The organism is Gammaproteobacteria bacterium, assembly GCA_034522055.1.
Lineage (GTDB): Bacteria > Pseudomonadota > Gammaproteobacteria > JAABTG01 > JAABTG01 > JAABTG01.
The window spans coordinates 2928511-2942819 of the sequence record JAXHLS010000002.1; the positions used below are offsets into that span (position 1 = coordinate 2928511).

At 68.3% G+C, this 14309-nt stretch carries 10 protein-coding genes and 1 pseudogene; 9 read left to right on the forward strand and 2 right to left on the reverse strand.

Translation table 11 applies throughout. The annotated features are described in order from the left end of the window. Positions 1-39 precede the first annotated feature (39 nt). Positions 40-1062: pseudogene (cgtA, locus tag U5S82_14120) on the forward strand (Obg family GTPase CgtA). Between the two features lie 64 nt (positions 1063-1126). Continuing rightward, positions 1127-2251 (forward strand): glutamate 5-kinase, encoded by a 1125-nt coding sequence (gene proB, locus U5S82_14125; protein ID MDZ7752766.1) that lies wholly within the window; start codon positions 1127-1129, stop codon positions 2249-2251. A 250-nt stretch (positions 2252-2501) separates the two neighbouring features. Here proB and rpsT read toward each other — a convergent pair whose 3' ends face one another. Then, positions 2502-2765 carry a 30S ribosomal protein S20 gene (rpsT, locus tag U5S82_14130; GenBank protein ID MDZ7752767.1) on the reverse strand — a complete coding sequence of 88 codons (264 nt, stop codon included), beginning with the start codon at positions 2763-2765 and terminating at the stop codon, positions 2502-2504. A gap of 274 nt (positions 2766-3039) precedes the next feature. Between rpsT and murJ the strand changes: the two genes are divergently transcribed. From murJ to ispH, 6 genes are all read left to right on the forward strand, one after another. Then, positions 3040-4593, forward strand: coding sequence for a murein biosynthesis integral membrane protein MurJ (murJ, locus tag U5S82_14135; protein MDZ7752768.1), 1554 nt, complete (start codon positions 3040-3042; stop codon positions 4591-4593). A 49-nt stretch (positions 4594-4642) separates the two neighbouring features. Beyond that, a complete protein-coding gene (ribF, locus tag U5S82_14140; protein ID MDZ7752769.1) occupies positions 4643-5581 on the forward strand; it encodes a bifunctional riboflavin kinase/FAD synthetase in 939 nt (312 codons plus the stop codon). Positions 5582-5606: 25 nt separating this feature from the next. Continuing rightward, positions 5607-8453, forward strand: a complete 2847-nt coding sequence (gene ileS / locus U5S82_14145) for an isoleucine--tRNA ligase (protein ID MDZ7752770.1) — start codon at positions 5607-5609, stop codon at positions 8451-8453. Next, positions 8450-8965: a signal peptidase II gene (gene lspA / locus U5S82_14150; GenBank protein MDZ7752771.1), complete on the forward strand. Its 516-nt coding sequence runs from the start codon at positions 8450-8452 to the stop codon at positions 8963-8965. The genes ileS and lspA overlap by 4 nt, the downstream gene beginning before the upstream one ends. Next, on the forward strand, positions 8962-9390 hold the full coding sequence (locus U5S82_14155; GenBank protein ID MDZ7752772.1) for an FKBP-type peptidyl-prolyl cis-trans isomerase: 429 nt from the start codon (positions 8962-8964) through the stop codon (positions 9388-9390). Before lspA ends, U5S82_14155 begins: the two co-directional genes overlap by 4 nt. Before the next feature lie 369 nt (positions 9391-9759). Beyond that, entirely contained in the window at positions 9760-10725 is a 966-nt protein-coding gene (ispH, locus tag U5S82_14160) for a 4-hydroxy-3-methylbut-2-enyl diphosphate reductase (protein MDZ7752773.1), read from the forward strand. Between the two features lie 203 nt (positions 10726-10928). Here ispH and U5S82_14165 read toward each other — a convergent pair whose 3' ends face one another. Then, positions 10929-13574 carry a fused MFS/spermidine synthase gene (locus U5S82_14165; GenBank protein ID MDZ7752774.1) on the reverse strand — a complete coding sequence of 882 codons (2646 nt, stop codon included), beginning with the start codon at positions 13572-13574 and terminating at the stop codon, positions 10929-10931. A gap of 237 nt (positions 13575-13811) precedes the next feature. Between U5S82_14165 and U5S82_14170 the strand changes: the two genes are divergently transcribed. Further along, positions 13812-14111 (forward strand): hypothetical protein, encoded by a 300-nt coding sequence (locus U5S82_14170; protein MDZ7752775.1) that lies wholly within the window; start codon positions 13812-13814, stop codon positions 14109-14111. Positions 14112-14309: the final 198 nt, after the last annotated feature.

The following is a 14309-nucleotide window of genomic DNA, read 5'->3' on the forward strand; positions in this document are numbered from 1 at the left end:
AAAGGCCCCGTTCTTACGGGGCCTTTTTGGTACGGCACCATGAAATTCGTCGACGAGGCCACCATCCGGGTGGAGGCGGGCAATGGCGGCAACGGTTGTCTAAGCTTCCGGCGCGAGAAGTACATCCCGCGGGGCGGTCCCGACGGCGGCGACGGCGGCGACGGCGGCAGCATCTATCTGGAGGCCGATCCCAACCTCAACACCCTGGCGGACTTCCGGTATACCCGGCGCTTCAAGGCCACGCGGGGGGAAGACGGCAGGGGCCGCCAGATGACCGGTAGCAGCGGCGAGGATCTGGTTATCCGCGTGCCCCCCGGGACCGTGGTATCGGTCGCCGAGACAGGGGAACTCATGGGTGACCTCACCGCGGAGGGCCAGCGCCTGTGTGTGGCCCGTGGCGGCCACCATGGCCTCGGCAATATCCACTTCAAGAGCAGTACCAACCGCGCGCCGCGGCGCACCACCTCGGGTACCCCGGGAGAGCAGCGGGACCTGCGACTGGAACTGCGCCTGCTCGCCGACGTGGGGTTGCTGGGCCTGCCCAATGCGGGCAAGTCCACCCTCCTGCGCGCGGTGTCCGCGGCTCGCCCCAAGGTGGCCGACTATCCTTTCACCACCCTGCATCCCCAACTCGGGGTGGTGCGGGTGGGGCCGGAGCAGAGCTTCGTCATCGCCGACATCCCGGGTCTCATCGAGGGGGCCGCCGAGGGCGCCGGTCTGGGGATCCGCTTCCTCAGGCATCTCGCCCGCACCCGTCTGCTGTTCCACCTGGTGGACGTGGCCCCGCCGGATCCCCTCCAGGACCCGGTGGCGGGGGTGCGCGCGGTGGCCCACGAGTTGCGGCGGTTCAGTCCCCGGCTGGCCGGGCTGGAGCGCTGGCTGGTGCTGAACAAGGTGGACCTCGTCGAGGAGGGACGGCGGGACGAGCTGTGTGACGCCATCGTGGCCGCCCTGGAGTGGGATGGGCCGGTGTACCGAGTATCCGCCCTGGCGGGTGTGGGACTGGATGCCCTGGTGAACGAGGCCATGGCGCGTATCTTTCATCTGACCCGGGAATCTCCCCCGGCGGCAGAGAGCCCCGCCGGCGATTTTGACCAGCCCTTCACGGTGGATGATGACCCCTGGCATGACGCCTGAACGCGCCCGCTTCGCCGCCGCCCGCCGCTGGGTGGTCAAGATCGGCAGCGCCCTGCTCACCAACGACGGGCGGGGCGTGGATCGTCAGGCCATCGAAGGCTGGGTCAGCCAGATGGCGGGCCTGCTGCGGCGGGACATCGAGATCATCCTGGTATCCTCGGGCGCCGTGGCCGAGGGCATGACGCGCCTGGGTTGGACCCGGCGGCCCCACGAGGTGCACAAGCTTCAGGCCGCGGCCGCGGTGGGCCAGATGGGGCTGGTGCAGGTCTACGAGCAAGCCTTTCAGACCTATGGCACCCACACCGCCCAGATCCTCCTGACCCGGGAGGACCTGGCCAACCGCGAGCGTTACCTCAATGCCCGCACCACCCTGTGCACCCTGCTGCGCCTCGGGGTCGTGCCCATCGTCAACGAGAACGATACGGTGGCCACGGACGAGATTCGCCTGGGGGACAACGACACCTTGGCGGGGCTGGTATGCAACTTGGTGGAGGCCGAGTTGCTGGTGATCCTGACGGACCAGGAGGGCTTCTTCCGCGCCGATCCCCGTATCGACCCCGGGGCCGAACTGATCTCCCTGGCCGAGGCGGGCGATGCCACCCTGGAGGGCCTCGCCGGTGGCAGCGGGGCTTTCGGCCGCGGTGGCATGCAGACCAAGCTGGCCGCCGCCAAGCTCGCGGCCCGCTCGGGTACCGCCACCATCATCGCCTCGGGGCGGGCCCCCGATGTGCTGGCGCGGGTGGCCGGGGGCGAGGCCATCGGCACCCTGTTCAAGCCGCCCCAGCCACCCCTGGCGGCGCGCAAGCAGTGGCTGGCGGGGCAGCTCCGCCCCAGCGGCATCCTCACCCTCGACGCCGGAGCGGTGGAGGTATTACGCCGTTCCGGACGCAGCCTGCTGGCAGTGGGGGTCAGCGCCGTGGCCGGCACCTTCCAGCGCGGCGAGGTGGTGAGCTGCGTCGGCCCCGATGGCAGGGAGGTGGCCCGGGGGCTGGTGAACTACGATGCGGCGGAAACGGATCTCATCAAGGGCCAGCCCAGTGCCCGCATCGAGTCCATCCTCGGCTACGTGGACGAGCCGGAGCTTATTCATCGGGATAATCTGGTGTTGGTGTGAGGCATACTCTGGGGAAATGGGAAATGGGAAATGGGAAATGGGAAATGGGAAATGGGGAGTAGGGAACGGTGAACAGAGAATAGTGAATAGTGAATAGTGAATAGTGAATAGTGAATAGTGAATAGTGATAGGGAATAGGGAAGGGGTTGGGTTGGGGCGTAAAAAAGCCGGCGCGGGGGCCGGCTTTTGCGGGGGGCGGTGCCGCCCCCCCCATATGGCTGACTATGGCAGGCGATGGTAGACCACGGCGTCAGGCCATGGCCTTGATGCGGGCGTTGAGCCTGCTCTTGTGGCGCGCCGCCTTGTTGCGATGTAACAGATCCTTGTCCGCCATGCGGTCGATGATAGGCACGGCCGCCGTGTAGGCCTGGACGGCGGTCTCGCGGTCACCGGATTCGATGGCATTGACCACCTTCTTGATAGACGTGCGCACCATGGAGCGCTGTCCCTGGTTTCTGGCCCGGCGCTTCAGTGCCTGGCGTGCTCTCTTGATGGCTTGGGGGGAGTTGGCCAAGTCGCTACCTCTCGTGAGTCCGAATAACCGCAATCAGTAAAAGGACCATTTTGAACGATTTGCCCTTTGCCGGTCAAGAGACTTTGACGCATCATGGGCACCCGGGAGTGCCGATGGATGCGGCTTGTCCAGTGGGGCCCGGGCCGGGTGCGCGGCGGTTTCGACCCGGCGGGTTCGATCCGTGATGGATCGAGAGATTATTTCGTCAGTCAATGAATTCCGGCGGTTTCATGCGGGGCCATCGCTCCCGTGACCGCCCCTCGAGGAGACGACCCTGTCCAGTCGCCTTTTCCGCTCCACCCTCGTGGTCAGCGTCCTCACCACCCTGTCCCGGGTGCTGGGCTACGTCCGCGATGTGCTCTACGCCGTGCTCATCGGTGCCAGCGCCGGGGTGGGTGCCGACGCTTTCCTGGTGGCCTTCAAGATCCCCAATTTCATGCGCCGGCTGTTCGCCGAGGGGGCCTTTGCCCAGGCCTTCGTGCCGGTCATCTCGGAGTACCGGGTGAAATACGGCCAAGGCGACGTGCGGGCCCTGGTGGCGGCGGTGAGCGGCATGCTGGGGGGCGTGCTGGCGGTGGTGACGGTGGTGGGCGTGGTGGCTGCGCCCGTGCTGGTGGCCCTGTTCGCGCCCGGGTTCATCCACCAGGAGGAGAAGTACGACCTGGCGGTGGAGCTGCTGCGCATCACCTTCCCCTATCTGCTGTTCATCTCCCTCACGGCGCTGGCCGGCGGGGTGCTGAACACCTACGGGCGTTTCGCCGTGCCGGCCTTCACGCCGGTGCTGCTGAACCTCGCCATCATCGCCATGGCGGTGTGGGTGGCGCCCCACACCGCCCAGCCAGTGTATGCCCTGGCCTGGGGAGTGTTCTTCGGCGGTATCGCCCAGTTGCTGCTGCAACTGCCGTTCCTGGCCCGTTTGGGCCTGCTCACGCGGCCGCGCCTGGAGCCCGGCCATCCGGGGCTGCGGCGTATCGTCACCCTCATGATTCCGGCCCTGTTCGGGGTCTCGGTGGGCCAGATCAACCTGCTGCTGGACACCCTGCTGGCGTCTTTTCTCGTCAACGGCAGTGTGTCCTGGCTGTACTACGCCGACCGGCTGGTGGAATTCCCCCTCGGCATCTTCGGCATCTCGCTGGGGGTGGTGATCCTGCCGGCGCTGTCCCGGGCCTACTCCCGGGGCTCCCGGGACGTCGTGTCCCATAATCTCGATTGGGCCCTGCGCTGGGTGGTGATCATCGGCTTTCCCTCCACCCTGGGGCTGATGCTGCTCGCCGAGCCCATCCTCATCACCCTGTTCAATTATGGGGCCTTCACCATGGTGGACGTGCGCATGGCCGGTCTCGCCTTGGTCGCCTACGCCATTGGGCTGGTGGGCTTCATCCTGGTGAAGGTGCTGGCGCCGGGGTTCTTTGCCCGCCAGGACACCCGCACGCCGGTGCGCATCGCCATCATTGCCATGGTGGCGAACATGGTCATGAACCTCATGCTTATCTTCACTCTGGCCCATGTTGGGCTGGCCCTCGCCACCGCCCTGGCGGCCTGGATCAACGGCGGGCTGCTCTACGGCATGTTGCGTCGCGACGGCACCTACCGGCCGGGGGCGGGCTGGCCGCTGTTCGGGGCGCGGGTGGCCCTGGGGGTGGCGGTCATGGGGCTGATGCTGTGGCTGGGCGTGCCGGGGGTCGATGACTGGGCGGCCATGGACGTGTTCGCCCGTGCCGGCCATCTCGGCCTGTGGGTGACGGCGGCCCTGGCGGTCTATGGCGCCACCCTGTGGGCCAGCGGCCTGCGCTTCCGGGAACTCGTGCGCCCCGTGGCGGGTGCGTGAACCGACCCCGCCACCGTATAATCCGACCTTTCCCAACCAAGACCGTCACGTGGAACTCATTAGGGGCCTGCACAACCTGAAGGATCGACACCGCGGTTGTGCCGTCAGCATCGGCAACTTCGATGGCGTGCATCTGGGGCACAAGGCGGTGCTGGACCAGTTGGCGGTCCAGGCCCGGAGGCTGGAGGTGCCGGCCCTGGTGATGCTGTTCGAGCCCCAGCCGGCGGAGTATTTCGCGCCGGAGCGCGCGCCCGTGCGGCTCACGCGGCTGCGGGAGAAGCTGCGGGCCCTGGACGGGGACGCCGTGGACCAGGTGCTGTGCGTGCGTTTCGATGCCGCCTTCTCGCATATCACCGCCGACTCCTTCGTGCGGGACATCCTCCACCGCCGCCTGGGCGCCCGCCACGTGCTGGTGGGCGACGACTTCCGCTTCGGCAAGGGTCGGGCCGGCGACCTTGCCTTCCTCAGCGGCCTGGCGCCCGAATTGGGTTTCACCGTGGGTTGCCGTGACACCTTCGAGGTGGACGGCGAGCGTGTCAGCAGTACCCGGGTGAGGGCGGCGCTGCAGGCGGGGGACCTGGAACTCGCCCGCCGTCTGCTGGGATACGACTACAACTTATACGGCCGCGTGGCCCATGGCGACAAGCGCGGCCGTACCATCGGCTTTCCCACCGCCAATGTCCATCTGCACCGCCTCAAGGTGCCCGTCAGCGGCGTGTTCGCGGTACGCCTGCACTGCAACGGCGCCGCGCCCTTGCTGGGGGTGGCCAACCTCGGGCATCGCCCCACCGTCAGGGGGAACGAGCCGGTGCCCCTGCTGGAGGTCCACCTGCTGGATTACGACGGCGACCTCTACGGGCGCCACGTGCGGGTGGATTTTCTCAAGCACCTGCGGGACGAGCGGCGCTTCGAGTCCTTCGATGCCCTCAAGGCCCAGATAGAGGACGACGTAACCGCGGCCCGGCGTTATTTCGCCACGTCCCCCTGACCCCGCCCAGCCCTAGAGAGTGACCTTGACCGACTACAAAGAGACCCTGAACCTGCCCGCTACCGCCTTCCCCATGCGTGCCAATCTTCCCCAGCGTGAGCCCGGAATGGTGGAGCGCTGGCAGCAGATGGGGCTGTACGCGCGTCTGCGGGAGGCGCGCCGGGAGTGCCCGAAATACGTGCTCCACGACGGCCCGCCCTACGCCAATGGCGATATCCACATCGGCCACGCGGTGAACAAGATCCTAAAGGATATCATTGTCAAGGCCCGTACCCTGGACGGCATGGACGCCCCCTACGTGCCCGGCTGGGACTGCCACGGCCTGCCCATCGAGCTGCAGGTGGAGAAGAAGGTGGGCAAGCCCGGCGGCAAGGTGGACGCCGCCACCTTCCGGCAGAAGTGCCGCGAATATGCGGCGCAGCAGGTGGACCGCCAGCGCACCGACTTCATCCGCCTCGGCGTGTTGGGGGACTGGGACCATCCCTACCTCACCATGGACTACCACACCGAGGCCGCCATCATCCGTGCCCTGGGCAAGATCGTCGTGGCCGGGCATCTCACCAAGGGCTTCAAGCCCGTCCACTGGTGTGCCGACTGCCGCTCGGCCCTGGCCGAGGCGGAGGTGGAATACGAGGACAAGACCTCCCCCGCCATCGACGTACGTTTCCGGCCCGTGGACGATGCCGATTTCCTGGTGCTGGCCGGCGCCGTGGGCCAGGGCCAGGTGTCCGCGAGCGAGGGCCCGGTATCCGTGGTCATCTGGACCACCACCCCCTGGACCCTGCCGGCCAACCGGGCGGTGGCGCTGAACCCCGAGCTGGAGTACGCCCTGGTGCAGGTGGACCTGGGCTCCGGCCCGGAGCGGCTGCTGGTGGCCGATGGCCTGCTGTCCGACGTGATGCATCGTTACGGCGCCGACGATCACCGGGTGTTGGCGCGCTGCCGCGGCATCGCCCTGGAGGGCATGCTGCTGCACCATCCCTTCTACGAGCGCACCGTGCCCGTCATCCTCGGCGACCACGTCAGCCTGGAGGCCGGCACCGGCGCCGTGCACACGGCCCCCGGCCACGGCCAGGACGACTACGTGGTGGGCCGGCGTTACGGCCTCGAGGTGGATAACCCCGTGGGGCCGGACGGCCGCTTCCTGCCCGCTACCCCGTTGTTCGGCGGCGAGGAGGTGTTCGCCGCCAACGACCGGGTGCTGGAGGTGCTGCGGGAGCGCGGCGCCCTCATCCACGTGGAGAAGCTCCACCACAGCTATCCCCATTGCTGGCGCCATAAGCGCCCCCTCATCTTCCGCGCCACCCCCCAGTGGTTCATCGCCATGGACCACCAGGGGCTGCGGGAGAAGGCCCTGGAGGCCATCCGCGCGGTGACGTGGATACCGGAATGGGGCCAAGCCCGTATCGAGGGCATGGTGGCGGGGCGTCCCGATTGGTGCGTCTCCCGCCAGCGCACCTGGGGGGTGCCTATCCCCTTGTTCGTCCACCGTCAGAGCGGCGAAATCCATCCCGACACGGAGGCCCTGCTGGAAGCGGTGGCCGGGCGGGTGGAGGAGGGGGGCGTGTCGGCGTGGTTCGAGATGGCGCCCGAGGAACTGCTGGGCGAGCAGGCTGCGGACTACGAGAAGGTCAACGACACCCTGGATGTCTGGTTCGATTCCGGCGTCACCCACGAGGCCGTGCTGCGCCGGCGCCCGGAGCTGGCCTACCCGGCGGATCTGTACCTGGAAGGCTCGGACCAGCACCGCGGCTGGTTCCAGTCCTCCCTGCTGTCGGCGGTGGCCATCAACGGCTCGGCCCCCTATCGGGGCGTGCTCACCCACGGCTTCACGGTGGATGCCCAGGGCATGAAGATGTCCAAGTCGCGGGGCAACGTGGTGGCCCCCCAGCAGGTGATGAACGCCCTGGGGGCCGATATCCTGCGCCTGTGGGTGGCGGCCACGGACTATCGCGCGGAGATGAGCGTGTCCGACGAGATCCTCAAGCGCATGGCGGACACCTACCGGCGCCTGCGCAACACGGCGCGTTTTCTGCTTTCCAACCTCGATGGCTTCGACCCCGCCCTCCACACCGTGGCCCCCGGCGACATGCTGGCCCTGGACCGCTGGGCGGTGGACCGTGCCCTCGGCCACCAGCAGCGCATCCGCCAGGCCTACACGGAGCACCAGTTCCATGTGATCTACCAGCTGCTGCACAACTTCGCGGCGGTGGACCTGGGGGGCTTCTACCTGGACGTCATCAAGGACCGCCTCTACACCACCCGCCCCGACAGCCGGGCGCGCCGCTCGGGCCAGACGGCCCTGTATCACATCGCCCAGGCCTTCGCCCGCTGGCTGGCGCCGGTGCTGAGCTTCACCGCCGAGGAGATCTGGGACAACCTGCCGGGTGGGGGCGGCCACGAATCCGTGTTCCTCGCCACCTGGTACGACGGGCTCTTTGCCCTCGACGACTCGGGCATGAACGGTGCCTACTGGGAAACCGTCATCGAGGTGCGGGATTGCGTCTACCGCGCCCTCGAGCCCCTGCGCGCCGACGGGGTCATCGGCGCCTCCCTGGAGGCCGAGGTGGACATCTACTGCGAGGGCCCCATCCGCGAGGGCCTGGAGCGCCTCGGCGACGAGCTGCGCTTCGTGCTCATCACCTCCTATGCCCATGTCTACCCCCTGGAGGAGCGCCCCGAGGATGCCATGCTCCACACCCTGGCGGGCCGGGGCGAGGTGTGGGTGTCCGCCTATCCCTCGGAGCACCGCAAGTGCGTGCGCTGCTGGCACCGGCGCGAGGACGTGGGCAGCCACGCCAGGCATCCCGAGTTGTGCGGGCGCTGCGTGGACAACGTGGATGGGCCGGGCGAGGCGCGGCGTATCGCATGAACCGCACCCTGCGCTGGTACGCGGTCTCCGCCGTGGTGCTGCTGGTAGATCAGATCACCAAGGTGGCCGCCGCCGAGGGCCTGGAGTTCGGGCGGTCGGTGACGGTGGTGGCGGATTATCTCTATCTCACCCTGGCCCACAACCCCGGCGCGGCCTTCAGCATCCTGGCCGATGCCGGCGGCTGGCAGCGCTGGTTCTTCGTGGTCCTGGGGGCCGGGGTGGCGGCGGCCATCAGCTTCTGGATCCTGCGCATGCCCCGGGAGTGGGTGTGGCAGCCCCTGGCCCTGGCCCTGGTGCTGGGGGGCGCCCTGGGCAACGTGGTGGATCGCCTGGTCTTCGGTTATGTCATCGATTTCGTGCAGGTCTACCTGCCCTTCCTGCCGTGGCGGTTGTTCAACCCGTGGCCGGCCTTCAACGTGGCCGATGCCGCCATCTCCGTGGGAGCGGTGATGCTGGTGGTGGACGTCATCCGCGGAGGCAAGGCGCAGGAACGACGGGAGGACGGCTTGTGACCGTGGCGGCGCCGGGACGGCGGGTGACCCTCCATTGGACCCTGGCCATCGAGGGCGGGCCGGTGGTGGACTCCACGGTGGACGAGGAGCCCATGACCATCACCCTGGGGGACGGCACCCTCCACGAGCGCTTCGAGAACGTCATCGAGGGCCTGGATACGGGCACGCGGGCAGTGTTCTACCTCAGCGGCAGCGAGGTCTTCGGTGCCTACGACCCCGCCAACATCCACACCATGCCGCGCTCGGACTTTCCGGCCGACATGGTCCTGGAGGAGGGCCATGTGGTGGGCTTCACGACGCCCGCAGGGGACGAGCTGGCGGGCACGGTACAACGCCTCGGGCCCGATGCCGTGGAGATGGATTTCAACCACCCCCTGTGCACCCGCAATCTCTCCTTCAAGGTTCAGATTCTCGAGGTCTTGTAGGGGCACCGGTGCCGGTGATGCCGCGAGTCTCCTGCGGAGGTTGGGGATTCCTCTCACGGAGGCATGGAGGCATGGAGGCACGGAGGCACAGGGGCGCCGAGCCCAGTAGTTCAGGCCAGCAGTATTGGGTCTGGTTCGGGAAGGTCGTCGCGACCCCCCCGCCGTGACGAGGGATCCGGAATCATTGCCTTTCCCTGTGCCTCCGTGCCTCCGTGAGAGATCCGAGGTCTGGCTGGGCTGGCGTGGCCTGTTCGCCCCCGGGGGCGCTCCGGGGACTTCTCCGGGACGGGTTCCCGGGCTGGGTATGGGTTTTCCCCGGCGGCGGGACAGACTACCATTTCCTACCCATTCCCACCTGCCGTGCCATTCATGGATGTAAAACTCGCCAATCCCCGCGGTTTCTGTGCCGGCGTCGACCGCGCCATCGCCATCGTCGACCGTGCCCTGGAAATATATGGGGCACCCATCTACGTGCGCCACGAGGTGGTGCACAATCGTTTCGTGGTGGACTGCCTGCGGGACAAGGGGGCGATGTTCGTGGACGAACTGGCCGAGGTGCCCGACGGCGCGGTGGTGATCTTCAGCGCCCACGGCGTGCCCCTGCGGGTGCGCGAGGAGGCGGAGGGCCGCGGCCTCAAGGTCTTCGACGCCACCTGTCCCCTGGTCACCAAGGTGCACCTGGAGGTGGCTCGCCACCAGCGGGAAGTTCGCGAGTGCGTGCTCATCGGCCACGCCGGGCACCCGGAGGTGGAGGGGACCCTCGGCCAATATAGGGGCCAATATCGGGACCAGCATGGCGACACCGGCGGCGGCATCTACCTGGTGGAGAAGGTGGCGGACGTGGAGGGGCTGGAGGTTCATGATCCGGAGAACCTCGCCTTCACTACCCAGACCACCCTGTCCATGGACGACACGGCCGCCGTCATCGCTGCCCTCAAAGAGCGATTTCCCGCCATCGTGGGGCCGCGCAAGGACGACATCTGCTATGCCACCCAGAACCGCCAGAACGCCGTGAAGGAGCTGACGGAGGACTGCGACCTGCTGCTGGTGGTGGGCTCCGTCACCAGCTCCAATTCCAACCGCCTGCGGGAGATCGCCGAGAAACGGGGTGTGGAGGCCTACCTCATCGACAGCGCCGATGACCTGGATGCCGCCTGGCTGACCGGCAAGCGCCACGTGGGCGTCACCGCCGGGGCCTCGGCTCCCGAGGTGCTGGTGCAGGAGGTGCTGGAGCGCCTGCGCGGGCTGGGGGCCACCGTCACCCTGGACGACGGCGCCAACCGCGAGGACGTGGTGTTTTCCCTGCCCCGGGAACTGGCCGCCGCCGGCCGCTGATTCCCGCGGCATGAATGTAGGTCGGGATTCATCCCGACATCCGGCCCCGCTCCGTGCACCCCACGCCGGTTGGCCCCCTACCGGCGGGCTGTCGGGCTGAAGCCCGGCCTACAGCCCGACCCACAATCCGAACCACAGGTGCGCCGCTATCGCCGGTTCCCGCGGCACGGATGTAGGTCGGGATTCATCCCGACATCAAACCATCAGGGCGCCGTCTTTTCCTTGCTCAGATCCTCCAGGCGTTGCTCCATCAGGCGCAGTTGCTCGCGGTATTCGGCCTTCACGGACTCCAGTTCCCGGCGCAGTCGTGCGCTGGCGGTTGGGGGCTCCGCCGTCTCGGCAGGGGGTCCGGCCAACAAGGCCAGCGCCCGGTCCCGCTCCCGCCGGGCCGCCTCGGGGCGGTCGCGGCCCTCGAGGAAGCGGGCACGGAACAGGGCCAGCCCCGCCTCCGCGGTGGCGCGCTGGCGGGGCGTGAGGGCGGTCAGGTAGGGGTCGGATCCCCACGGCGTATGGCCGGCGATGTCCTCCAGCAGCTCTAGCAGGGGCGCGCCGGTGAGCCAGGAGCTGGCGGCGGTAGCCACCGCACGCTGAGTGACGGGGGCGAGGAACTCGATGGCCGGCCGGTCGTCGGTGGACAGGGGATAGCCGGCGAACAGCTCCCGGGTCTCCGACAGGTTGCCGCCATAGTAGAGCAGCAGTGGCAGTCCGTCCGCCCCTTCTGGGCCCTCATCCCCCGTCTGCTGCCAGATGCGGTCGCGCGCGATCACGGCGCCGGCATCGAGCGGGGCAGGGTCGGTGTGTCCCACCAGGGCCACGATGGGGCCGGTGGGCAGGAAGTCGCCGCGCCACAGCGTGACGTGGTCGAATGCCTCCAGGAAGGTACGTGTGATGACGCCGAATTCCCGCTCCGAGAGCTGGTACAGGGGCAGCCACTGGGCGAACAGGCCGCCCGGGTTCAGGCGCGCCCGGGTACTGGTGAAGTGCTCCAGGGTGTACAGGCCGCCGGCACCGGCTCGCCAGGGGATAAACAGGTCGCCGATGATGACGTCGTAGCGCTCCGGCGTGGCCGCCAGGTGATGGCGCCCATCGGCGGCGATGACGGTGGCCCGCGGATCGTCGAAGAGGCCGTGGATCCAGGGTCGGAAATACTTGCGGGAGGCGGCGATGGCCTCCGGCAGCAGTTCGGCCGCCACGACCCGCTCCACATCATGGGCCAGGGCCGCGCCGGCGGTGATGCCGGTGCCGAGACCGATGAAGAACACCGAGCGCGGGTCGGGATGCAGCAGCAGGGGAAAGTGGGCCTGGCGTTCCTCGTAGCCCCGGCCCGCGGTGCCCCCCAGGGTGTAGTAGTTGTTCACCTTGGTGCGCAGGTCATCGCCCCGGCGCACCACCGCCACCGCACCGCCGCCGCCCTCCCAGATTTCATAGATGCTCTCCTGGCTGCCCACCGGGTCGATGCGCACCAGGGGCAGCCGGGAACTGTCCAGCACGGTGAGCAGCAGCATCAGTCCTACTGCCGGTGCGGTCACCAGGGCCCGGGCCCGGCGCGGGCCGTCCTCCGCCAGCGGTCGTATGGCCAACAGCACGGCCACCAGATAGAGGGCGGCCATGAGCTGGATGGAGCGCCACAGCCCCAGCCATTCCAGCAGCAGGAAGGCCGCGCCCAGGGCGCCGGCGATGGCCCCCAGGGTGTTCAGGGCCACGAGCTCCCCCACGGTGTGCCCGGCATGGCGGCTGACGGGCTCGCTGACCCTGGCGAGGTAGGGAAATACCAGGCCCAGTATCAGGGTGGCGGGCAACAACACCACGGCGGTGGTGCCGATGACGGTGGCCACATAGCCTGCCCAGTCCGTACCTGCCCCCACGTAGCCGAGGCCATCGGTGACGTGATGGAACACCTGGGGTGTCGCCGCGGTGAGGAGGGCGCCGGCCACCAGCATGGCGGCCAGTACGGGGCGGGGTGCCGCCTGGCGGCGGGCGATCAGGCGCGCCGCCAGGGCACCCAGGGCTAGGGCCACCAGGAACACCATGAGCACGGCGGCGAAGGTATAGACGGAGTTCTGCAGCACCTGGGCGAACATGCGGGTCCATAACACCTCCAGGGCCAGGGTGACGAAGCCGGAAAGAAAGGCCAGGGCGCGGATGGTGGGTAGCCCGATGCCGGCAGGTGCCCCAGGGGCGGGTTTCGGGGTGACCACCGGTGCCGCGGCTGACACCGGAGCCCGCAGCGCCAGCAGGCCGGCGGCCGCCGCGATAACGAGCACGGCCCCGATAGTTACCCCGTAACTCGTCCGGTAACCCAGCGCCTGGGGCAGCACGAAGGCCGCCAGCAACACCCCGCCGGCGGCCCCCAGGGTGTTGAGGGCGTAGAGCAGCGGCACCCGGCGGCCCAGGGTGGCCGGGCCCCGCACCACGTACTGGCTGAGCACCGGCAGGGTGCCACCCATGAAAAAGGTGGGCGGCACCAGCACGGCCATGGCGATGAGTACCTTGATGGCCAGGAACAGCCCTGGTTGGTCGCCCCACCACCGATACAGCGAGCCGTAGAGGGCATGGAACAGAGCCATCAGCCCGAAAAAAAGCAGCGCGCTGGCGGCCACCGCGAGTTCCAGCAGGGCATAGGTCCGCAGGGGATGGGCGAGTTTGGGGGTGCGACGACCCCAATAAGCACCCCCCGCCGCGAGACCGAGGAAAAAGGCCCCCAGGGTGGCCCCGGCCGCCTGGGCGGTGCTGCCGAAGAGCAGCGCCAGCTCGCGCATCCACAACACTTGGAACACCAGGCCCGTGAAGCCCGACAGGAAAAACAGCAGCAGCACCGCGGTGAGGTGAGGGCGAGAGTGGGAGGTCATCCGTCCTTCCATCAGGGTTGTAGAGGGGGTTGTTATGATATAACATTTTTCGCTTCTTCTCCGGACCAACCCGTGGACCCTGCCCGGTGCTGACTCGCTTCGCCACAATGTTCTTACCGGCCTGCCCTTTGCGGTGGCAGGCATTGAGCACCCGCGCGGTGGCATCATGCACAGGAGGCAGGGGCGGCTTTACCCGCGGGAAGCGATCGACTCACGCCGGCCTGCGGAATCCCATGGATGATGACCGGAAGAGCCCTCTTGGCAACTAGGCGCCGCTGGCCCATGTGGCTGCTCGCCGGCCTGCTGGCGGTGGCCCAGGCGGTGCTGGCACAACACGAAGTCCATCATCCCGACCATGACGACGATCCCGCGGCCTGCGGGTATTACCTCGTGGGCGGTGATCTCAAGCACGCCGATGCCGGCACGGCAACTTTACCCCTCGCAGACCTCAATCACGTCCTGAAAGCAGGCCTGGTTCGTCCCTGCGGCCCACCGCCCTGCACCCCCCTCGGCGTCGCCCGCGGTCCTCCCGCCTGACGGCCGCCGGGCGTTGCCGTCTCCCAGGAAGGCGTCGGCGTCCGGCGGGTCCGATGGTTCGCTCCCGTGCCATGAGTCTGGCGGCGGCCCGGCGGACCCTCTTTCCCTTGAATGCACGAGGCGTGGCCCATGGGAGGGCCACCCTCCGGCGCCGGCATCGTATCCGCCGCGCGCCACCCACTGAACGTCGAGAGGAAC

Coding starts and splice junctions, on each gene's coding strand:
- U5S82_14165 (MDZ7752774.1), bottom strand. CDS start 13,574: ATGACCTCCCACTCTCGCCCTCACCTCACCGCGGTGCTGCTGCTGTTT.
- lspA (MDZ7752771.1), top strand. CDS start 8,450: ATGAACCGCACCCTGCGCTGGTACGCGGTCTCCGCCGTGGTGCTGCTG.
- ispH (MDZ7752773.1), top strand. CDS start 9,760: ATGGATGTAAAACTCGCCAATCCCCGCGGTTTCTGTGCCGGCGTCGAC.
- proB (MDZ7752766.1), top strand. CDS start 1,127: ATGACGCCTGAACGCGCCCGCTTCGCCGCCGCCCGCCGCTGGGTGGTC.
- U5S82_14170 (MDZ7752775.1), top strand. CDS start 13,812: ATGATGACCGGAAGAGCCCTCTTGGCAACTAGGCGCCGCTGGCCCATG.